Origin of the sequence: Microbacterium arabinogalactanolyticum, assembly GCF_030268005.1 — a bacterium.
GTDB classification, from domain to species: domain Bacteria; phylum Actinomycetota; class Actinomycetes; order Actinomycetales; family Microbacteriaceae; genus Microbacterium; species Microbacterium arabinogalactanolyticum.
The window spans coordinates 123,650-143,284 of the sequence record NZ_BRZC01000002.1 but is presented as its reverse complement, the minus strand read 5'-3'; the positions used below and the strand labels follow the sequence as shown (position 1 = coordinate 143,284).

Genomic DNA, 19,635 nt, shown 5'->3' with positions numbered 1-19,635 from the left:
TCAAGTCTAGGAGGGGCCACCGACACTGGGCTCCGAGGACGCCGCATAGCCGTGCGCACGCTGGGCGCGCAGCATCCGCAGCGCCCCGAGCACGAACCCCAGCACGGCCAGCGCCCCGAGGACGACGGCGGCCGGAAGCACCCGTCCCTGCGGGAGCAGGAACGCCAGGACCCCGGCCGCCTGCCCTACCGCCTGCATGATCGCGAAGCGTATCGCCGTGGACCGCAGGGCGGGCACCGCCACACGCGCACCCACGGGCACCGCCATCGCCAGCGATCCCAGCACGTGCAGGAGGTGCACGGCCGCGATCACGACCGCAGTGCGCCCCGGCGCGGCATCCGACGCGACCAGCACGATCACCAGGACCACCGCCGACACCCAGGGGCCGCCGAGCACACGTGCCACCCCGCTGAGCAGGCAGAGCACCCCCATCACGATGATCCAGCCCGCCGCGGCGTGGATCATCGACCCCGCGGCGACCGCCACGGCGGTGGACACGACCGGCAGAGACCACCCGGGCACGGAGATGCCGACGGCGAGTCGATCATCGCGTCTCATCGGGGCCTCCCTGCTGCGCGGACGCGACCGCTCCTGGTCAGTGCGGTCAGCTGCGGTCCGGGGTCATCGGCCCACCGCATGGTCTCGACTCCCGCCTCCCGCAGCTGGTGCATCATGTCCTCCCGCTCGGCGAGCAGCACGCGCAGCGCGAGCGTCCGCTCGGTGCTGAGGCGGTGCTCGTCCAGCTCGGGCAGGATGTCGGCCGCCACGACCCGGTGCCCCGCGGCGCGCCAGCGCGTGGCGATCTCGGCCGCGGCGCCGTCGAAGAAGGTGGAGAGCACGTAGATGATCGATCCGTGCGGCACCGGAGGCATCCGGCGGAATCTCGCGTCGTCACCACCGCGCCCGGTCGAGGAGATCTCCGCGACGATGCGTGCGAGGTGCCGGCGCCCGCTGCCCGACCGGACGGAGCGTCCGCCGTGGGCGAGCGTGTGGAACGCGACCCGATCGCCCTGCTCGACGGTCGCCGCAGCGATCGACCGCGCCGCGCTGCGCGCATGGTCGAGTGACGTGACCCCGCTGCGTGCGAGGTCGAGGGTCCCCCACGTCGCCACCACCTCACCGAGGTCGTCGGCGGTGTCCATGACGATCACGGCGGATGCATCGCTGAGCGTGTTCGTGCGCCGGATCAGCAGCTCGCCCGGTCGGCGCGCCGCGCGCGCCGTCGCCTTCCAGTCGACGCGTCGCAGCTCGTCGCCGGGGGCGAACGGATGGATGTCCCGGAAGTCCCCGCCCTGCCCTGGACGCACGCCCTCGTGCGAGCCGTGCAGGCCGGTCAGGCGCGGTGCCAGCGGCAGCAGCGGCAGTCGACGCAGCACCGGCTGAACCGTCCGCACCAGCGAGATCGCCGTGCGCGGGACTCCCAGCAGGGCGGCGTCCACGTCGAGGGCGCGCGCAGCCACCTGAACCGTCGTCACCGGGCCGGAGTGCCTCGGCCGGCTGGTGGCCCGCACCCGGGTGCGGCCGGGGACGAACAGCCGTCGGCGGGTGCGGCCGACCTGCGCCACTGCCAGCTCCACCATCTCGGCATCCGAGTCCACCACGATGTCGTCGGCGAGCACTCCCTCCTCCGCATCCGGCGTGCGCTCGATCCGGACATCGACGCCACCGCGACCGGTGTTCGTCACGGCGATGGCTGCCCAGAGGGCGAGGGGGACTCCGATCGCGATCACGTCGGGCCGCGAGAACACGACGCCCGTGATCAGCGCGCCGGCCGCGGCGAAGACCGCGAGGAAGAGTGGCGGGCCGGCACGCCGTGCTCCCCCGGATGCTGCTGCGTCGGCCATGACTCAGCCGCGGACGGCGGCGATGCTCGGCGGAACGGCGACGGACGAGACCAGTCCGCGGACGATCTCGGTCGGGTCGACGCCCTGCGCCCACGCCTGCGGAGTGAGGGTGAGGCGGTGCGCGAGCACCGGCACGGCGATGCGCTTGATGTCGTCGGGGCGCACGTAGTCGCGTCCGTCCAGCGCCGCCAGCGCACGCCCGAGCAGCACGAGAGACTGCGACCCACGCGGGGATGCGCCGACCGCGACGTGCTGAGCCTGCCGTGTCGCCGCGGCCAGCGCGACGCAGTACGCCGCGACGTCGGGGTCCACATGGATCCGCTCGACGGCCTGCTGCAGCTGCGCGAGCTGGCCTGGTGCCAGGACGGGGTCCACGTGCGTCGCCTCCTGCTGCCGCCGCAGACGTCCGAGCAGGATCTCGGTCTCGCCCTGCTGGTCGAGGTACCCCACGGAGAGACGCACCATGAACCGGTCCAGCTGCGCCTCTGGCAGCGAGTACGTGCCCTCGTACTCGATCGGGTTGGCCGTGGCGATGACGTGGAAGGGCGGTTCGAGGGGAAAGCTGTTGCCCTCGACCGTCACCTGCCTCTCGGCCATCGCCTCGAGCATGGCGGACTGCGTCTTCGGGGTCGTGCGGTTGATCTCGTCGGCCAGCAGCAGCCCGGTGAAGATGGGCCCCGGACGGAAGACGAACTCGCCGCTGTCGGGCGCGTACACGTACGATCCCGTCACGTCGCCGGGGAGCATGTCCGGCGTGCACTGCAGGCGGCGGAAGGACAGGCCGAGGGCGGATGCCAGGCTGCGCGCGGCCAGGGTCTTGCCGAGGCCGGGGACGTCCTCGAACAGCACGTGCCCTCCGGCGAGGATCGTGGCCAGAGCGACCTCGAGCGGGTCGTCCATGCCGACGACGGCGGTGGCCACGGACGCGCGGATGCGCTGCCCGAGTTCGGCGATGTCCGCGAAGTTCATGATGTGCTCTCCCTCTGCGATGGTCTTTCCGGATCCTGCGCTGCGTCCCGCCGGGCCGCGTCGTCACCGCGATCGCCGCCCAGCCGCTCCGCGGCCGCGAGCGCGGCACGGACATCGGCGACCGTGGTGCGACGCCCGTTCAGGCGTCCCCAGAGTCCGTCGCCCAGCATCCGGTCGACGGCGGATGCCTGTCGCGGGTCGTCCACGTCCACACCCTGCTGCCGCAGCCGGCGGCGCAGCGTGGCGCGGAGCCGACGTGTGACGGCTTCATTGGCGGTGTCGGTGTGCATGTTGATGGCCCAGGCGAGACGCGAGACGTCGGAGCCGATGTAGTCGGGCGGATCCGGGAGGCGCGGTGCGTCCACGCGCGGATCGTCCGGCAGCCGCAGCCCGATCAGCAGCACGACCGCGGCGACGAGAACCGACCAGCCCCAGACGAACTCGACCTGCACGCGCAGCACGGCGAGCCCGATGCCGGCGAGGAAGCCGACCCCGGCGGCCATCAGCAGCGCATGCAGCCACCTCATCGCCAGCCCTCCTCGATGAGCGCCAGCGCGCGGGAGGCGAGGGCACGATCCTGTTCGCTCCCCCGGTGTCCGCCGAAGCGCACGCCCTCGTAGACGGCGAGGAGCTGCTGCGCCGGATGCTCGATGCCCGGCCTGCGCAGCAGGATCCGCAGGGTGAACTCCGCGGGCGTCTCACTGACGCCGCGACCGACCCCGGAGTCCGCCGCCGTCTCCTCCAGCCCCACCCAGGCCGCGATGATGGCGTCGGTCGGGGCAGGATGCGCCTCGATCGCGTCCCGCGCGGCGGCGATACCACGGCGCACGGTGGGTGCGTCGGGCTCGGACTCCGCCGGGGAGTCGGCGACTCCGACCTCGACGTCCGTGTCCGCGCCCGGTTGCCGCCGCAGCCGGCGACTGCGCCAGAGGTCGATGACACGGCGGACGATCCAGAGCAGCAGGAGGACGGCCAGTGCCGAGACGATCAGCGCGAGGGCGATGCCGATGCCGACCAGAGCGGCATCCGATCCGCCGCCCTCCTGGGCGGGCGGCACGCCAGGCGTGATCGTGGGCGTCGGCCGCTGTTCGGGAAGGGGCGACGCGGCGGCCCCTTCCGGCGTGAGGTCGATCGTGGGATGCCCGGCGATGGCCGAGGCGAGCATGGCGACGGCGAAGAGCGCGAGCGCGCCGAAGATCAGCAGCATCCTCCGCCAGGACAGGACCCGCCCCGCACCGGACGCACGCTCGACGGGCTGCGTCCGCCCCCGCGCGTCGTGCTGCATCGCCCCCGTCACACCTTCACCCTATGCGAGTCGGCAGGTGCAGCCGGCGCGGACGCGAGGAGCTCAGCCGCGCAACGACCTGTTGAACGGACCGAGCGCCTCGCGGAGCGCAGTCACGGCCTCCAGATCGAGCCCGACGCGCTGCATCACCTGCCGCGGCACGTCCAGCGCCTGCGTGCGCAGCGCGCGGCCGGCATCCGTCAGGCTGATGTCGAGGCGCCGCTCGTCCTGCTCGCTGCGCACCCGTTCGATCAGTCCCTCCTTCTCGAGCCGCTTCACGAGCGGGGACGCGCTCGCCGGCTCGAGCGCGAGCGCGTCGGCGATGTCGCCGAGGGAGCGCGGAGACCGCTCCCAGAGCGCGAGCATCACGAGGTACTGAGGATGCGTGAGGCCGAGGGGTTCGAGAATCGGCCGATACACGGCAAGGACGTTCCGGGCTGCCGTGACCATCGCGAAGCACAGCTGGTTCTCGAGGCGCAGGAGGTCGTCGTCATCGGTCACGCCTCGATGCTACTCGTACGCGAATAGTTAGTACACTAATCATCATGACCGAGGAACGAGACCGCCCTCCGCTTCGCACCCGCATCCGCGAAGCCGGCGGCTTCTACGCATGGTTCAACTCCCGGCTGATCCGCCTGGCCGGTCCCGCGGCCGTCGGACCCTATGAGAGCACGCCGCCGCCGAGCGCCGCCCAGCGCGCGGAACGCGCCTGCCCGCTGTGCGGGAAGCCGATGAACCTGCACGAGATCGACCGCTCGGGGCCCAAGCCGCTCATGCACTGCCCCTGAGGCGCGCGGCGCCATCGACGTCGGAGAGCAGCGCCATCGGGGTCAGGCGTGGCCGGCCTTCTCCATGGCCCGCAGCTCCTTCTTCAGATCCTGCACCTCGTCGCGCAGGCGCGCGGCGAGCTCGAACTTCAGTTCGGCGGCCGCAGCGAGCATCTGATCCGACAGGTCGGTGATCGTGTCCTCGAGCTGAGTGGCGCCCTCCGCGGCGATCCCCGTGCGGCGCAGGTTCGGCGTGGGCGACTTGCCCTTGCCGGACTTGTTCCGCCCCGCACGCATGTCGGCCGTGTCGGCGGCCTCGCGCGCCAGCACCTCCGTGATGTCGGCGATGCGCTTGCGCAGGGGCTGCGGGTCGATGCCGTTGGCCTGGTTGTAGGCGATCTGCTTCTCGCGCCGCCGCTCGGTCTCCTCGATCGCCTTCGCCATCGAGTCGGTCATGTTGTCGGCGTACATGTGCACCTGCCCCGACACGTTTCGCGCCGCGCGGCCGATCGTCTGGATCAGCGAGGTCCCCGAGCGCAGGAAGCCCTCCTTGTCGGCATCCAGGATCGCGACCAGCGACACCTCGGGAAGGTCGAGACCCTCGCGGAGCAGGTTGATGCCGACGAGCACGTCGTACACGCCGGCGCGCAGCTCGGTGAGCAGCTCGACACGGCGCAGCGTGTCGACGTCGGAGTGCAGGTACCGCACGCGCACGCCGTGCTCGCCGAGGAAGTCGGTCAGCTCCTCGGCCATCTTCTTGGTGAGCGTGGTCACCAGCACGCGCTCGTCCCGCTCGACCCGGATGCGGATCTCCTCGAGCAGGTCGTCGATCTGCCCCTTCGAGGGCTTGACGATGATCTCCGGGTCGATCAGACCGGTCGGGCGGATGATCTGCTCCACGACGCCGTCAGCGATGCCCATCTCGTACTTGCCCGGCGTCGCGGAGAGGTACACGGTCTGGCCGATGCGGTTCTTGAACTCGTCCCAGCGCAGCGGGCGGTTGTCCATCGCGCTGGGCAGCCGGAACCCGTGCTCGACCAGCGTGCGCTTCCGCGACGCGTCGCCCTCGTACATCGCGCCGATCTGCGGCACGGTCACGTGCGACTCGTCGATCACCAGCAGGAAGTCGTCGGGGAAGAAGTCGAGCAGGGTGTGCGGCGGCTCGCCCGCCTCACGCCCGTCGAGATGACGGGAGTAGTTCTCGATGCCCGAGCAGAAGCCCAGCTGCTGCAGCATCTCGAGGTCGAACGTCGTCCGCATGCGCAGCCGCTGCGCCTCGAGCAGCTTGCCCTGCCGCTCCAGCTCGGCCAGCCGATCGGCGAGCTCGGCCTCGATCGTGCCGATCGCGCGCTGCACGACATCCGTGCCGGCGACGTAGTGCGATGCCGGGAAGATCGGCACCGCGTCGAGCTTCTCGATCACCTCGCCGGTGAGCGGATGCAGTGAGTACAGCGCCTCGATCTCGTCGCCGAAGAGCTCGATGCGGATCGCGCTCTCCTCGTACACCGGGATGATCTCGATCGTGTCGCCGCGCACGCGGAAGTTGCCGCGCGAGAAGTCCACGTCGTTGCGGTTGTACTGCATGGAGATGAACTGCCGGATGAGGGCGTCGCGGTCGTAGCGCTCTCCCACCTGCAGGGCCACCATGGCGCGGAGGTACTCCTCCGGGGCGCCGAGGCCGTAGATGCAGGAGACGGTGCTGACGACGACGACGTCGCGCCGACTGAGCAGCGAGTTGGTGGTGGAGTGCCGGAGACGCTCCACCTCGGCGTTCACCGAGGAGTCCTTCTCGATGAAGGTGTCCGTCTGCGGCACGTACGCCTCGGGCTGGTAGTAGTCGTAGTAGCTGACGAAGTACTCGACGGCGTTGTTCGGCATGAGCTCGCGGAACTCGTTGGCCAGCTGCGCGGCCAGGGTCTTGTTGTGCGCCATCACCAGGGTGGGCCGCTGCACCTGCTCGATGAGCCACGCCGTGGTCGCGGACTTGCCGGTGCCCGTGGCGCCGAGCAGCACGATGTCGGTCTCACCCGCGTTGATGCGCGCCGCGAGCTCGGCGATGGCCTGCGGCTGGTCGCCTGCGGGCATGTACTCGCTGACGACCTCGAAGGGGCGGACGCTGCGCGTGGGTTGCATGCCCTCCAGCCTACGAGGGGTCACCGACACTCGGGCCGGGCGCGCTCCTCGCCCGCGCCCGCCGCCACCTAGAGTGGAGCCGTGATCGAGTTCCTGATCGGATCCAGCCTGGCGGCGTCCGCCGGCCTCAACGCCTGGATGCCGCTGTTCCTGCTCGGTCTCGCGGACCGCCTGATCCCCGCTGTACAGCTGCCGGCCGGATGGTCGTGGCTCAGCGGCGACATCGCGCTGTGGGTGATCGGCGCCCTGCTGGTGCTGGAGATCGTCGCCGACAAGATCCCCGCGCTGGACTCCCTCAACGACATCGTGCAGAGCGTGCTGCGACCGGCATCCGGCGGCATCGCGTTCGGGGCGGGCGCCAGCGCCCAGACGGTCGCGGTCGAGGATCCCTCCGCGTTCTTCACGGACAACGCCTGGGTGCCGATCGTGATCGGAGTGGGCATCGCCCTCGCCGTGCACGTCGTCAAGGCCGTCGGCCGCGTGGCCGCGAACTCGGTGACCGGCGGCCTCGCCGCACCCGCCCTCAGCACGGCGGAGGACGGCGCGTCCTTCATGCTCGCGGTGGCGGCGATCGTGGTGCCGATCCTGGCGCTGGTTCTGCTGATCGGCCTGATCATCGCGGCCGTGGTGATGACGAAGCGGCGACGCGCTCGCAAGCGCGCCGCCGCTGTCGGCTGAGTCGGAACTCAGCTCACGAGGACCGCGGTGGCGTCGCTGGACTCGCTCGCCCAGGTGGTCGTGCCGCCGTTGATGAGGCTCATCGTGCTGCTCGCGGTGATGGCACCGGGCGTCGTCCCGTTGAGGTTGATGCTGATGTCACCGCCGAAGCCCGACGGACTCAACTGGAAGACGAAGGTCCTCGCCGGGCCGAGGCCCGCCGGCGACGACTGAACCCAGTTCTGTCCGATGGGAGCCTTGAGCGTCACATCCTGCGAGAACACGACGGTGACCTGCAGTACGCCGCCTACGGGCGGTCCCGACGTCCACGGCTCCTGCTTGAAGGCGATCCGGGTCGAGTAACGGACCTCGAGATTCCCCTGCGCGGGATCGAGCGAGGACCAGGTGCTCTGCGACTCCGACGCCCAGTAGTAGTTGGCATCCGAATTCGTCACGGTGTTCCCGTCACCGCTGGCCACCGCCATCGGGGCCGCGACCGCGGCTGCGATGACGGGAACGGACCAGGCCGCCCCCTTGACGACGGTCCGGCGCGAGATCTGCGACGTGGAGGTCTCCATGTGTGGTCTTCCTGTTCTCGTGATGTGCATGAAGGCACGCACGAGCGCCCGTCGCGTCACGGTGTCAGCACCTGCGTCACGGGCGCTGCTTCGCGCACCCGGAAAGAACTGCAGTTGATACCGCACAGCGGAATCCCCAGTGTGTTGTCACTTCCCCACCACCAGGATACCAGTATGTAAGCACTGCTTACGAACCGGAGGTGAACGCCCCAGAGCGCAGGGCGAGCGCCGCCGCCGCGGCCGCCAGCGCGCACATCGCCAGCACCGCGATGATCAGCGCCTCCCAGCCCGCACCTCCGAACAGCACCCCCAGCCCCCAGCCGAACAGGCTCGAGCCGGCGTAGTAGGCGAAGTAGTAGAGCGAGGAGGCCTGCGCCCTGGCATCCGCGCCGGCCGCGACCGGGGTCCAGCCCGAAGCCACGGCGTGCGCGCCGAAGAAGCCGGCCGTGAACAGGACCAGCCCGACGAGCACACCGGCCGTCGCCGGCAGCGCCATGAGCGCCGTGCCGATCGCCATCACCCCGATGGAGCAGAGCAGCACCGGGAGCCTGCCGTTGCGGGATGCCAGCAGCCCGGCCCAGGGCGAGGAGGCCGTGCCCGCCAGATACGCGAGGAACAGCAGCGTCACCAGCCACGCCGGCAGGGCGAACGGCGGCGCCGACAGATGGAAGCCGAGGTAGTTGTACACCGCGACGAACGCGCCCATCAGCAGGAACCCCTGGGCGTACAGCGCCCACAGCGGCGTCGAGGTCAGCGCCGCGCGCAGGCGCTCCCCCGCCGCCGGTCCGCGGCCGGCTCGACCGCGTCCCGCGATGAAGCCCCGTGCGCGCGGCGTCAGCCACACGAACAGGACGGCGGAGGCCGCGCACATCCCGACCGCGGCCCACACCCCGCTCCGCCAGGCCAGGGACTCCCCCACCAGCCCCGACACGATGCGCCCGGCGAGCCCGCCGACGGTCGTGCCCGCGATGTAACTGCCCGCTGCGGTCGCGACGTGTCGCGCGTGGACCTCCTCGCTCAGGTAGGCCAGCGCCACAGCCGGCACGGCGCCGAGTGCGATCCCCTCGACCAGGCGCAGTGCCAGAAGCATGGAGACGTCACCGCTGAGCGGCGCGATCAGGCCCACCGCCGTGGCGATGACCACACCGACGGTCATCGCCGGGACCCTGCCGATCCGGTCCGCCACGATCGACCAGGGGATCACCGCGACGGCGATGCCCAGCGTGCCGGCCGACACCGTCACCGCGGCGGTCGCCGGCGTGATGTCGAGCGCACGCGACAGCTGCGGGAGCACGGCCTGCGGCGCGTAGAGCTGCGCGAACGTCGCGACGCCCGCGAAGAACAGTCCGGCGATCAGCCGCCGGTACTCGCGCGTGCCCGGGGCGTGGCCCGTGAACGTCACCGTGGCCGGACCCGCTCCCACAGCGCGTCGGTCTGCGCGCGGGTGCGGTCCAGCGAGACCGAGGTGTCGATCACGACGTCGGCGAGGGCCCGTCGGTCGTCATCGGAGACCTGGGATGCCAGACGCGCCCGCGCCTCGTCCTCGGTCAGACCTCGCAGCTCGACCAGTCTGCGTGCGCGCAGGTCTGCCGGAGCGTCCGCGACCACGATCAGGTCCCAGGGGTCATCCGCACGGGCCTCGACCAGGAGCGGGACGTCGTAGACGACCACCGCGTCGGCGTCTGCCGCGAAGGCCGCCGCGAACCGCCGCGCGGACTCGTCCCGCACGGCGGGATGCACGATGGCGTTGAGCCGATCGAGCTGCGTCCGATCGCCGAAGACCTTCGCGCCCAGTGCGACGCGGTTCAAGGACCCGTCCTCGGCGATCACATCATCGCCGAATGCCGCCGCCAGCTCGTCCAGCACCGGCGATCCCGGCGCCTGCACATCACGGACGATGCGATCGGCGTCCACGATGACGGCGCCGTGCTCGGCGAGCCGGGCTGCGATGGTCGACTTCCCCGACGCGATTCCGCCGGTGAGCGCGATGAGAGGCATCCTCTTATCCTGGCATGCCCTCGCACCCGCACCGCGGACGCGGAACGGGCCGCCACCCGCCCGAAGGCGAGGTGACGGCCCGTTGCCGTTGACCGAGATGGTCGTCGAGGCGATGCTTACGCGTTGCCGCCCGAGAGCTTCTCGCGCAGAGCCGCGAGAGCCTCGTCGTCGGCGAGGGTGCCGGCACCGGCGGAGTCGCTCGAGAACGACTGAGCCGCACCGAAGTCGTCGCCTGCGGCGGCCTCGGCCTCGGCGGCCTTGAGGACCTGAGCCTTGTGCGCCTCCCAGCGAGCCTGGGCAGCCGCGTACTCCTGCTCCCAAGCCTCGCGCTGAGCGTCGAAGCCGTCCTTCCAGGCACCGGTCTCGGCGTCGAAGCCCTCCGGGTACTTGTACTCGCCGTTCTCGTCGTACTCGGCGAGCATGCCGTACAGCGCCGGGTCGAACTCGGTGCCGTGCGGGTCGACGGACTCGTTGGCCTGCTTCAGCGACAGCGAGATGCGGCGACGCTCGAGGTCGATGTCGATGACCTTGACGAAGACCTCTTCGCCCACCGACACGACCTGCTCAGCCAGCTCGACGTGCTTGCTGGAGAGCTCGGAGATGTGCACGAGGCCCTCGATGCCGTCCGCGACGCGCACGAAGGCGCCGAACGGGACGAGCTTGGTGACCTTGCCCGGTGCGATCTGACCGATCGCGTGGGTGCGGGCGAAGACCTGCCACGGGTCCTCCTGGGTCGCCTTCAGCGACAGAGAGACGCGCTCGCGGTCCAGGTCCACCTCGAGGATCTCGACGGTGACCTCCTGGCCCACCTCGACGACCTCGGAGGCGTGCTCGATGTGCTTCCAGGACAGCTCGGAGACGTGCACGAGGCCGTCCACGCCGCCCAGGTCGACGAACGCACCGAAGTTGACGATCGAGGACACGACACCCTTGCGGACCTGACCCTTGTGCAGGTTGTTCAGGAACGTGGTGCGCGACTCCGACTGCGTCTGCTCCAGCAGCGCGCGACGGCTCAGAACCACGTTGTTGCGGTTCTTGTCGAGCTCGAGAATCTTCGCCTCGAGCTCCTGGCCGAGGTACGGGGTGAGGTCGCGGACGCGACGCAGCTCGATCAGCGACGCCGGCAGGAAGCCGCGCAGTCCGATGTCGACGATGAGGCCGCCCTTGACGACCTCGATGACGGTGCCGGTGACGACGCCGTCGTTCTCCTTGATCTTCTCGACATCGCCCCAGGCGCGCTCGTACTGCGCACGCTTCTTGGAGAGGATCAGACGGCCTTCCTTGTCCTCCTTCTGGAGAACGAGGGCCTCGACCTTGTCGCCGACGGCGACGACCTCGTTGGGGTCGACGTCGTGCTTGATGGAGAGCTCACGCGAGGGGATGACACCCTCGGTCTTGTAGCCGACGTCGAGCAGAACCTCATCGCGGTCGATCTTGACGATCGTGCCCTCGATGATGTCGCCGTCGTTGAAGAACTTCAGGGTCTTCTCGACCGCGGCCAGGAAGTCCTCGGCAGATCCGATGTCGTTGATCGCGACCTGCTTGGTGGCCGGGGCGGTCGTTGCGCTAGTCATGTAGTGGGTTGTCCTTGTGAATGGAGAGTCAGGCCTCGGGCACGGGCGACATGCCTAAAGGGTGCCGAAGCGAATGGATGTGGGATTGCGATGTCACGAGGGCACGCGGATGCTCGCCACGAGTGACACTCCAGGTTATCAGATGCGGATCCTCTTCCGCTCCCCCTGTCGGAGCCAGCCTCTAGGCTGATGCCGTGACCGATCGCCTCATGCTGCTCGACACCGCCAGTCTCTACTTCCGCGCCTTCTACGGCGTGCCCGACAAGGTGAAGGCGCCCGACGGGACATCGGTGAACGCCGTGCGCGGCCTGCTCGACATCGTCGCCAAGCTGGTGACCCTCTACGAGCCCGCTCAGGTGATCGCGTGCTGGGACGACGACTGGCGGCCGCAGTGGCGCGTCGACCTCATCCCGAGCTACAAGGCGCACCGCGTGGTCGAGGAGGTGCCGGCCGGCCCCGACGTCGAGGAGGTGCCCGATCCCCTGCTGCAGCAGGTTCCGCTGATCCGCGAGACGCTCGCGGCGATCGGCGTCCCGATCATCGGTGCGGCCGAGCACGAGGCCGACGACGTGATCGGGACGCTCGCGACCCGGTCGGCCATCCCCGTGGACATCGTCACCGGCGACCGCGACCTGTTCCAGCTCGTCGACGACGCCCGTGACGTGCGGGTGATCTACACGGCCAGGGGGATGAGCAACCTCGAGATCGTGACGGATGCCGTCGTCGTCGCCAAGTACGGGGTCCTCCCCTCGCAGTACGCGGACTTCGCCACGATGCGCGGCGACGCCTCCGACGGGCTGCCGGGCGTGAAGGGCGTGGGCGAGAAGTCCGCCGCCACGCTGCTTCAGGCGCACGGCGATCTGCGCGGCATCCGCGAGGCCGCCGAGGGCGGCCTGCTCAGCGCGGCCGCGTCGGCGCGCTTCGCCGCGGCATCCGACTATCTCGACGTCGCGCCGACCGTCGTGGAGGTCGTGCGCGATCTCGACGTGGTCGCACCCGGCACACCGCTGCGGGCGCTGGATCCTTCGCAGGCGGATGCCGCGACCGCCCTGGCCGAGAAGTGGAACCTCGGGACCTCGATGACCCGCGCTCTGGCGGCACTGGCGCGCTGAGCCGGCGTCAACCGGTCCAGGCGCGCAGCCGCTCCAGTCCCCAGGTCGTGACGATGCGCTCGGCGGGAACGCCCGCGGATTCCGCCCGCGCGGCGCCGTGGTCGAGCAGCGAGAGCTGACCGGGTGCGTGCGCGTCCGAGTCGATCGAGAACAGGCATCCCTCCTGCAGCGCGATCGCGATCAGCTCGTCCGGCGGGTCCTGCCGTTCCGGGCGGGAGTTGATCTCCACCGCCACGCCGTTCTCCGCGCACGCCGCGAACACGGTCCGTGCGTCGAAGTCGGATGCCGGCCTGGTGCCGCGCTCGCCCTGCACCAGGCGCCCCGTGCAGTGGCCGAGCACGTTCACTCGCGGATCGGACACCGCGGCGATCATCCGCCGCGTCATGGGCGCGGCATCCATCCTCAGCTTGGAGTGCACGGACGCGACGACGACGTCCAGCTCGTCCAGCAGCGTCGGTGACTGATCCAGGCCGCCGTCCTCGAGGATGTCCACCTCTATGCCCGCGAGCACCGTCAGCCCCTCGCCCGACTGAGCGCGCACCAGCGGGATCTGCTCACGCAGCCGCTCGGCGGACAGCCCCCTGGCCACGCGCAGACGCGGCGAGTGGTCGGTGATCGCGAGGTACTCGTGACCGAGCGCCCGGGCGGCGGCGACCATGGTCTCGATGGGCGTGGTGCCGTCCGACCAGTCGGTGTGACTGTGCAGGTCGCCCCGCAGCCGGGATCGCAGTGCGGAGACCTGCTCGGGCTCGACCTCGCCGCGGAGCTCCGAGAGGTAGTCGGGAACGCGTCCCTCCTGCGCCTGCCGGATCACCTCGAAGGTGGAATCGCCGATGCCCTTCTGCGCCCGCAGCCGGGCGGGATCGTGCACCACGTCGTCCGGCAGCGAATCCAGCACCGCCGCGGCCTGACGGAACGCCTTCGCCCGGTAGCGCGAGGCGCGCTCGCGCTCCAGCAGCGTGGCGATCTGGAGGAGAGCGTCGACGGCGTCCATGCTGCTGCGCCCGGTCAGGCGGGCGTGGTCTCGCGGGTGGCCTGGATCCAGGTCTCCAGCTTGGCTGCCGCACGACCGTCGTCGACGGCCTCGGCGGCGCGGGCGAACGCGTCGCGCAGCCGCTCGACGATCGGCTGCTGCGTGAGCGCCGCGTCATGGGACAGCTCGTACGCGACGATGCCCGCGGCCGCGTTGAGGAGCACGATGTCGCGCACCGCGCCCTTCTCGCCCTCGAGCGTGCGCCGCAGGATGCGGGCGTTGTGCTCGGGAGCGCCGCCGACCAGGTCGGACAGGTCGGCCAGCGGGATGCCGAGATCGCGCGGGTCCAGGTCGTGCTCGTGGATGTCTCCGCGCGCCACCTCCCAGATCCTGCTGTGGCCCGTGGTGGTGAGCTCGTCCAGTCCGTCATCGCCGCGGAACACGAGCGCGGTGGCGCCACGGGTGCGGAACACCCCCGTGATCAGCGGGACGAGGTTGAGCTTGGCGACGCCCACCGCGTTGGCCTCGGCGCGAGCCGGGTTGCAGAGCGGCCCGAGCACGTTGAAGACGGTCGGCACGGCCAGCTCGGCACGCACCGCGCCGGCGTGCTTGAAACCGGGGTGGAACGCCGCGGCCCACGCGAAGGTGATGCCGGTGCGGTCGAGCACGGAGGCGACCTGCTCCGGGTCGAGCGAGATGTTCAGTCCGAGCGCGGCGAGCACGTCGGAGGAGCCGGATGACGAGCTGGCGGCACGGTTGCCGTGCTTGACGACCGGGACGCCGGTCGCGCCGATGATCACGGCGGCGGTCGTGGACACGTTCACGGTGCCGACCCTGTCGCCGCCCGTGCCGACGATGTCCAGCACGTCGGAGGAGACCGGGAGCGGGACGGCCGCCTCGAGGATCGCGTCGCGGAAGCCCACGACCTCGTCGACCGTCTCCCCCTTGGCGCGGAGCGCCACCAGGAATCCGGCGAGCTGCGCCTGACTGACCTTGCCCTGCATGACCTGACGCATCGCCCAGGTGGACTCCCAGACGCTCAGATCGCGCCTCTCGAGCAGCGTGGTGAGCAGATCGGGCCAGGTGAGGGAGTCAGGCATGTCTGCGATCATAATCGGGCACGAAGAGATGCCGATTCGAGATGACGACCCGGGACATGCGCGGTCACCTGGGGGATTCATCTATGTCCCGGCACATTCGCAGATGTTTCTTAGGTTCCCCTAAGTCTCGGGACAGCGAAACGACCGCCGTCGGTGCAAGAATCGTCGGGCCGAATCAGCCATAATGGGATTGTGACCACCTCAGCGACGCATGCCCCGGCGGCAAGAACCATCAAGCGGCCCAACCCGGTCGCTGTCGGCACCATCGTTTGGCTCGGCAGCGAGGTGATGTTCTTCGCGGGGCTCTTCGCGATCTACTTCACCCTGCGCAGCACCTCCCCGGAGCTGTGGGCTCATCGCACCGAAGAACTGAACGTCCCCTACGCGCTCGTGAACACGATCATCCTGGTGATCTCGTCGTTCACCTGCCAGATGGGCGTGTTCGCCGCGGAGGACCTGCAGCCCTACCACGTCGCCAAGGGCAAGGTGAACTCCGCCGGCCGCCGCCGCCTGTTCGGCTGGGGCATGGTCGAGTGGTTCTGGCTCACCTTCATCCTCGGCGCGATCTTCGTGAGCGGCCAGGTCTGGGAGTACGCGACCCTCGTCGCCGAGGGCATGCCGATCCAGGCCGACTCGTACGCCTCCGCGTTCTACCTCACGACCGGTTTCCACGCCCTGCACGTCACCGGCGGTCTCATCGCCTTCGTGCTCGTGATCGGTCGCGCGTACGCGGTGAAGAACTTCCGCCACAAGGAGGCGACCTCCTCGATCGTCGTGTCGTACTACTGGCACTTCGTCGACGTCGTCTGGGTGGTCCTGTTCTTCGTCATCTATTTCCTGAAGTAAGAGCGGAGCGATTTTCGAAATGGCACGAGAGAAGAAGCACCGCTCGCGCGGTCGTCGCAGCCCCTTCGCAGCCGCCGCGCTCATCGGCGCCGGTCTGCTGCTCACGGGCGGCGTGTACGCCGGCGCATCGGCCGCGATGGCGTCGACCACGGATGCCCAGACCAGCGTCACCACGGAGCTGACCGCGGCCGACGGCCAGAAGCTCTTCACGGCGAACTGCGCGACCTGCCACGGCATGGACCTGCAGGGCACCAAGGAGGGCCCCAGCCTGGTCGGCGTGGGCGAGCTCGCCGTCGAGTTCCAGATGTCCACCGGCCGCATGCCGCTGCAGATGCAGGGCCCGCAGGCCCCCCAGAAGCACCCGCAGTTCACCGAGGCGCAGATCCGCGCGGTGGCCTCCTACGTGCAGTCCGTCGCCCCCGGGCCCACCTACCCGGACAGCTGGGTCACCGAGGGCAAGCCCAACCCCGACGACTCGTCCGACGAGGTCAGCCTCGCCAAGGGCGCCGAGCTCTTCCGCGTCAACTGCGCGATGTGCCACAACGTCGCCGCGGCCGGCGGTGCCCTCACCGAGGGCAAGTACGCCCCGGCTCTGACCTCGACCAGCGCGCTGCACATGTACGCCGCCATGGTCACGGGCCCGCAGAACATGCCGGTGTTCGGTGACATGAACCTGAGCACCCAGGACAAGCGCGACATCATCGCCGCGCTCGTCTTCCAGCAGAACGAGGTCCAGGTCGGCGGCTTCACGCTCGGCTCGCTCGGCCCCGTCTCCGAGGGCCTGTTCATCTGGATCTTCGGCATCGGCGCACTCGTCGCCCTCACCGTGTGGATCACGGCGAAGTCCAACTGACGAACTTTCATCGACGAATCACGTACGAGGAGCACCATGGCACACGACGACGACACGCAGGCTCTGGACAGGGCCTACCAGCCCTCACCGGGGCTGGGCGTCGCAGTCAGCGACCCCGCAGTGAACCCGGGGCTGCCGCCGCACCGTCAGCGCATGACGGACAAGGACCCGAAGATCGAGCGCACTGCGGCTCGCACCGTCTACACGCTGTTCTACCTGTCCCTGGCGGGCAGCATCTGGGCGGTCGCCGCGTACATGCTGTTCCCGATCGAGTCCGGCGCGCTCATCGACGTGCGCTACAACAACATGTTCATCGGCCTCGGCATCGCCCTGGCGCTGCTGAGCATCGGCATCGGCGCGATCCACTGGTCCAAGTCGCTGATGAGCGACAAGGAGTTCGTCGAGTACCGTCATCCCACCCGCGGTCGTGACTCGACCCGCGAAGCGGCCGTGCAGGCGTTCGCCGACGCCAACGAGGAGTCCGGTTTCGGACGCCGCGTGATGATCCGCAACTCCCTGATCGCCGCCGTGGTCGCCTCGATCGTCCCCGGTGTCACGCTGTTCCGCGGGCTCGCGCCGTTCAACACCGAAGAGGACCCGATCGCCGGAGACCCGGTGGCGCTGCTGCAGCACACCATGTGGAAGAAGGGCACCCGCCTGGTCCACGACCCCGCCGGCACCCCGATCCGCGCTGCGGACATCACCATCGGCTCGGCCGTGCACGTCATCCCCGAGGGACTCAACGAGCTGGGTCACGAGGGCGGCCTGCTCGAGGAGAAGGCCAAGGCCATCGTCCTGCTCATGCGTCTTCGCCCCGAGCAGCTCGTCGAGTCCGAGGAGCGCAAGACCTGGTCCTACGACGGCATCGTCGCGTACTCCAAGGTCTGCACGCACGTCGGATGCCCGGTGGCCCTGTACGAGCAGCAGACGCACCACCTGCTGTGCCCCTGCCACCAGTCGCAGTTCGACGTCACCGACCACGCCAAGGTCATCTTCGGACCGGCGTCGCGTCCGCTGCCTCAGCTGCCGATCGCCGTCGACGATGAGGGCTACCTCATCGCGCAGAGCGATTTCCACGAACCTGTCGGCCCGAGCTTCTGGGAGCGTCATTGAGCACCGCAACTCTTCACGAGGACACCAAGCCCGCCGAGTCGCGGGACAAGCCCCTTGGCGGTCGCTTCCTCGCCGGCACCGCCAACTACCTCGATGAGCGCACCAGCCTGTCGGGCTTCGTCAAGGAGCTCGGTCGCAAGATCTTCCCCGACCACTGGTCGTTCATGCTCGGTGAGATCGCGCTCTGGAGCTTCGTCGTCGTCTTCCTCTCGGGGACGTTCCTGACGTTCTTCTTCCAGGCCTCGATGGTGCCCACGCACTACACGGGCGCCTACGAGCCGATGCGCGGCATCGAGATGTCGGCGGCCCTCGAGTCGACCCTGCACATCTCGTTCGACCTGCGCGGCGGCCTGCTGGTCCGTCAGATCCACCACTGGGCCGCTCTGGTCTTCGTGGCCGGCATCGGCATCCACATGCTGCGCGTCTTCTTCACGGGCGCGTTCCGCAAGCCCCGCGAGCTCAACTGGGTGATCGGCTTCGTGCTGTTCGTCCTGGCCATGGCCGAGGGCTTCACGGGCTACTCGCTCCCCGACGACCTGCTCTCGGGCAACGGTCTCCGCATCATCGACGGCATGATCAAGGGCATCCCGCTGATCGGCACCTGGACCTCGTTCCTGATCTTCGGCGGCGAGTTCCCGGGCAGCGACATCGTCGGCCGCCTGTACACGCTGCACATCCTGCTGCTGCCGCTGCTGGTCATCGCCTTCGTGGCGCTGCACCTGATGCTCATGGTCATCAACAAGCACACCCAGTTCGCCGGTCCCGGCCGCTCGAACGACAACGTCGTGGGCTACCCGATGATGCCGGTGTACATGTCGAAGATGGGCGGCTTCCTGTTCATCGTGTTCGGCACGATCGTGCTGATCGCGACGTTCTTCCAGATCAACCCGATCTGGAACTACGGCCCGTACGACCCGTCGCCGGTCTCCGCCGGCACCCAGCCCGACTGGTACATCGGCTTCGCCGACGGTGCGCTGCGTCTGGCTCCCCCGCACCTGGACGTGCCGCTGGGCGACTTCACGCTGTCGCTGGGCATCCTGATCCCGGTCGCGGTCCTGGGCCTGTTCATCGTGGTCGTCGCCATCTACCCCTTCATCGAGATGTGGGTCACCGGCGACAAGCGCGAGCACCACATCGCCGACCGCCCGCGCAACGCCGCCACCCGCACCGCGATCGGCGTCGCAGGCATGATCTTCTACTCGGTCCTGTGGGCTGCGGCCTCGTCCGACCTCATGGCGACGCACTTCATGCTGACCATGGAGGGCGTGATCCACACGCTCCAGGCGCTGCTGTTCGTCGGCCCCGTGCTCGGGTACTTCATCACCAAGCGCATCTGCATCGCGCTGCAGAAGAAGGACCGCGAGATCGTCCTGCACGGCTACGAGTCGGGCCGTATCGTCCGTCTCCCCGGCGGCGAGTTCATCGAGGTGCACCAGCCGGTGGACGTGTACGACCGCTGGAAGCTCGTGGACTACGAGACCTACCAGCCGATGGTCGTGCGCCCCAACGCCAAGGGTCGCATCCCGTGGCACGAGAACCTGCGCTCCTCCCTGTCGCGCTGGTTCTACGAGGACCGCCTGCAGCCGCTCACCCAGGCTCAGATCGAGGAGGCCGACGCGCATCAGCAGCACGCTCTCGCGCACGACGCCGAGATCGAGGCCGAGGAGATCGCCGGTGCGCACACCCGTGCGGGTGTCACCGACGAGAGCCAGATCGAGGCCCCGGACAAGACGGTCGGCGAGACGCCGAACACGCCGAGCTCCGTGATCGCCAAGGATCCCGCACCGCGCAAGAAGAAGTCGGAGAACGGCGAGTAACACCGCCACTCCCCCG

The 19,635-nt window shown here is 69.6% G+C and carries 20 protein-coding genes; 7 read left to right on the top strand and 13 right to left on the bottom strand.

Going from position 1 to position 19,635, the window contains the following annotated elements:
* Positions 1-6 precede the first annotated feature (6 nt).
* Genes MIAR_RS01270 through MIAR_RS01245 form a run of 6 tightly spaced genes read right to left on the bottom strand, consistent with a single transcriptional unit; the run spans position 7 to position 4,599 of the window.
* Entirely contained in the window at positions 7-558 is a 552-nt protein-coding gene (locus MIAR_RS01270) for a hypothetical protein (protein ID WP_285630196.1), read from the bottom strand.
* Positions 555-1,844, bottom strand: a complete 1,290-nt coding sequence (locus MIAR_RS01265; protein ID WP_285630194.1) for a DUF58 domain-containing protein — start codon at positions 1,842-1,844, stop codon at positions 555-557. Before MIAR_RS01265 ends, MIAR_RS01270 begins: the two co-directional genes overlap by 4 nt.
* Positions 1,845-1,847: 3 nt before the next feature.
* A complete protein-coding gene (locus tag MIAR_RS01260; RefSeq protein ID WP_285630193.1) occupies positions 1,848-2,813 on the bottom strand; it encodes an AAA family ATPase in 966 nt (321 codons plus the stop codon).
* A complete protein-coding gene (locus MIAR_RS01255; protein WP_285630191.1) occupies positions 2,810-3,340 on the bottom strand; it encodes a hypothetical protein in 531 nt (176 codons plus the stop codon). The genes MIAR_RS01260 and MIAR_RS01255 overlap by 4 nt, the downstream gene beginning before the upstream one ends.
* Positions 3,337-4,110 (bottom strand): DUF4129 domain-containing protein, encoded by a 774-nt coding sequence (locus tag MIAR_RS01250; protein ID WP_285630189.1) that lies wholly within the window; start codon positions 4,108-4,110, stop codon positions 3,337-3,339. The genes MIAR_RS01255 and MIAR_RS01250 overlap by 4 nt, the downstream gene beginning before the upstream one ends.
* Positions 4,111-4,161: 51 nt before the next feature.
* Positions 4,162-4,599: a MarR family winged helix-turn-helix transcriptional regulator gene (locus MIAR_RS01245; protein ID WP_285630187.1), complete on the bottom strand. Its 438-nt coding sequence runs from the start codon at positions 4,597-4,599 to the stop codon at positions 4,162-4,164.
* A gap of 44 nt (positions 4,600-4,643) precedes the next feature.
* Here MIAR_RS01245 and MIAR_RS01240 point away from each other — a divergent pair, with 44 nt between their 5' ends.
* Positions 4,644-4,886 (top strand): hypothetical protein, encoded by a 243-nt coding sequence (locus tag MIAR_RS01240; protein WP_285630185.1) that lies wholly within the window; start codon positions 4,644-4,646, stop codon positions 4,884-4,886.
* A 42-nt stretch (positions 4,887-4,928) separates the two neighbouring features.
* Here the strand turns inward: MIAR_RS01240 and uvrB are convergent, their stop codons facing one another.
* Positions 4,929-6,998 (bottom strand): excinuclease ABC subunit UvrB, encoded by a 2,070-nt coding sequence (gene uvrB, locus MIAR_RS01235; RefSeq protein WP_285630183.1) that lies wholly within the window; start codon positions 6,996-6,998, stop codon positions 4,929-4,931.
* A gap of 81 nt (positions 6,999-7,079) precedes the next feature.
* Between uvrB and MIAR_RS01230 the strand changes: the two genes are divergently transcribed.
* Complete coding sequence (locus MIAR_RS01230) at positions 7,080-7,676, top strand: DUF4126 domain-containing protein (RefSeq protein WP_285630181.1); 597 nt, start codon at positions 7,080-7,082, stop codon at positions 7,674-7,676.
* Between the two features lie 8 nt (positions 7,677-7,684).
* Here MIAR_RS01230 and MIAR_RS01225 read toward each other — a convergent pair whose 3' ends face one another.
* The 4 genes from MIAR_RS01225 to rpsA all read right to left on the bottom strand — a co-directional run bounded on the left by MIAR_RS01225 (position 7,685) and on the right by rpsA (position 11,805).
* The gene (locus tag MIAR_RS01225) at positions 7,685-8,233 is read right to left on the bottom strand and encodes a hypothetical protein (RefSeq protein ID WP_285630179.1); all 549 of its coding nucleotides are present in this window, start codon (positions 8,231-8,233) and stop codon (positions 7,685-7,687) included.
* Positions 8,234-8,420: 187 nt separating this feature from the next.
* Complete coding sequence (locus MIAR_RS01220) at positions 8,421-9,656, bottom strand: MFS transporter (RefSeq protein WP_285630177.1); 1,236 nt, start codon at positions 9,654-9,656, stop codon at positions 8,421-8,423.
* On the bottom strand, positions 9,632-10,231 hold the full coding sequence (coaE, locus tag MIAR_RS01215; RefSeq protein WP_285630175.1) for a dephospho-CoA kinase: 600 nt from the start codon (positions 10,229-10,231) through the stop codon (positions 9,632-9,634). Before coaE ends, MIAR_RS01220 begins: the two co-directional genes overlap by 25 nt.
* A gap of 116 nt (positions 10,232-10,347) precedes the next feature.
* A complete protein-coding gene (gene rpsA / locus MIAR_RS01210; protein ID WP_285630173.1) occupies positions 10,348-11,805 on the bottom strand; it encodes a 30S ribosomal protein S1 in 1,458 nt (485 codons plus the stop codon).
* Positions 11,806-11,999: 194 nt separating this feature from the next.
* Here rpsA and MIAR_RS01205 point away from each other — a divergent pair, with 194 nt between their 5' ends.
* The gene (locus tag MIAR_RS01205; protein WP_285630171.1) at positions 12,000-12,917 is read left to right on the top strand and encodes a 5'-3' exonuclease; all 918 of its coding nucleotides are present in this window, start codon (positions 12,000-12,002) and stop codon (positions 12,915-12,917) included.
* 7 nt (positions 12,918-12,924) lie between these two features.
* Here the strand turns inward: MIAR_RS01205 and MIAR_RS01200 are convergent, their stop codons facing one another.
* Both MIAR_RS01200 and trpD read right to left on the bottom strand, forming a co-directional pair.
* Positions 12,925-13,911, bottom strand: coding sequence for a PHP domain-containing protein (locus MIAR_RS01200; RefSeq protein ID WP_285630169.1), 987 nt, complete (start codon positions 13,909-13,911; stop codon positions 12,925-12,927).
* Between the two features lie 14 nt (positions 13,912-13,925).
* Positions 13,926-14,990: an anthranilate phosphoribosyltransferase gene (trpD, locus tag MIAR_RS01195; RefSeq protein WP_285630167.1), complete on the bottom strand. Its 1,065-nt coding sequence runs from the start codon at positions 14,988-14,990 to the stop codon at positions 13,926-13,928.
* Positions 14,991-15,179: 189 nt separating this feature from the next.
* Here trpD and ctaE point away from each other — a divergent pair, with 189 nt between their 5' ends.
* The 4 genes from ctaE to qcrB are packed head-to-tail and all read left to right on the top strand — an operon-like array spanning position 15,180 to position 19,619.
* Positions 15,180-15,836: an aa3-type cytochrome oxidase subunit III gene (gene ctaE / locus MIAR_RS01190; protein WP_285630696.1), complete on the top strand. Its 657-nt coding sequence runs from the start codon at positions 15,180-15,182 to the stop codon at positions 15,834-15,836.
* Positions 15,837-15,855: 19 nt separating this feature from the next.
* Entirely contained in the window at positions 15,856-16,689 is an 834-nt protein-coding gene (gene qcrC / locus MIAR_RS01185; protein ID WP_285630165.1) for a cytochrome bc1 complex diheme cytochrome c subunit, read from the top strand.
* Positions 16,690-16,725: 36 nt separating this feature from the next.
* Positions 16,726-17,802, top strand: coding sequence for a cytochrome bc1 complex Rieske iron-sulfur subunit (gene qcrA, locus MIAR_RS01180; RefSeq protein ID WP_285630163.1), 1,077 nt, complete (start codon positions 16,726-16,728; stop codon positions 17,800-17,802).
* Positions 17,799-19,619 carry a cytochrome bc1 complex cytochrome b subunit gene (qcrB, locus tag MIAR_RS01175; RefSeq protein WP_285630161.1) on the top strand — a complete coding sequence of 607 codons (1,821 nt, stop codon included), beginning with the start codon at positions 17,799-17,801 and terminating at the stop codon, positions 19,617-19,619. The genes qcrA and qcrB overlap by 4 nt, the downstream gene beginning before the upstream one ends.
* Positions 19,620-19,635 lie beyond the last annotated feature (16 nt).

Bases quoted from the DNA above. Each gene is read 5' to 3' on its own strand.
- MIAR_RS01270 (WP_285630196.1), bottom strand. From the start codon at position 558: ATGAGACGCGATGATCGACTCGCCGTCGGCATCTCCGTGCCCGGGTGG.
- MIAR_RS01265 (WP_285630194.1), bottom strand. From the start codon at position 1,844: ATGGCCGACGCAGCAGCATCCGGGGGAGCACGGCGTGCCGGCCCGCCA.
- MIAR_RS01260 (WP_285630193.1), bottom strand. From the start codon at position 2,813: ATGAACTTCGCGGACATCGCCGAACTCGGGCAGCGCATCCGCGCGTCC.
- MIAR_RS01255 (WP_285630191.1), bottom strand. From the start codon at position 3,340: ATGAGGTGGCTGCATGCGCTGCTGATGGCCGCCGGGGTCGGCTTCCTC.
- MIAR_RS01240 (WP_285630185.1), top strand. From the start codon at position 4,644: ATGACCGAGGAACGAGACCGCCCTCCGCTTCGCACCCGCATCCGCGAA.
- uvrB (WP_285630183.1), bottom strand. From the start codon at position 6,998: ATGCAACCCACGCGCAGCGTCCGCCCCTTCGAGGTCGTCAGCGAGTAC.
- MIAR_RS01225 (WP_285630179.1), bottom strand. From the start codon at position 8,233: ATGGAGACCTCCACGTCGCAGATCTCGCGCCGGACCGTCGTCAAGGGG.
- coaE (WP_285630175.1), bottom strand. From the start codon at position 10,231: ATGCCTCTCATCGCGCTCACCGGCGGAATCGCGTCGGGGAAGTCGACC.
- rpsA (WP_285630173.1), bottom strand. From the start codon at position 11,805: ATGACTAGCGCAACGACCGCCCCGGCCACCAAGCAGGTCGCGATCAAC.
- MIAR_RS01200 (WP_285630169.1), bottom strand. From the start codon at position 13,911: ATGGACGCCGTCGACGCTCTCCTCCAGATCGCCACGCTGCTGGAGCGC.
- trpD (WP_285630167.1), bottom strand. From the start codon at position 14,990: ATGCCTGACTCCCTCACCTGGCCCGATCTGCTCACCACGCTGCTCGAG.
- qcrC (WP_285630165.1), top strand. From the start codon at position 15,856: ATGGCACGAGAGAAGAAGCACCGCTCGCGCGGTCGTCGCAGCCCCTTC.
- qcrA (WP_285630163.1), top strand. From the start codon at position 16,726: ATGGCACACGACGACGACACGCAGGCTCTGGACAGGGCCTACCAGCCC.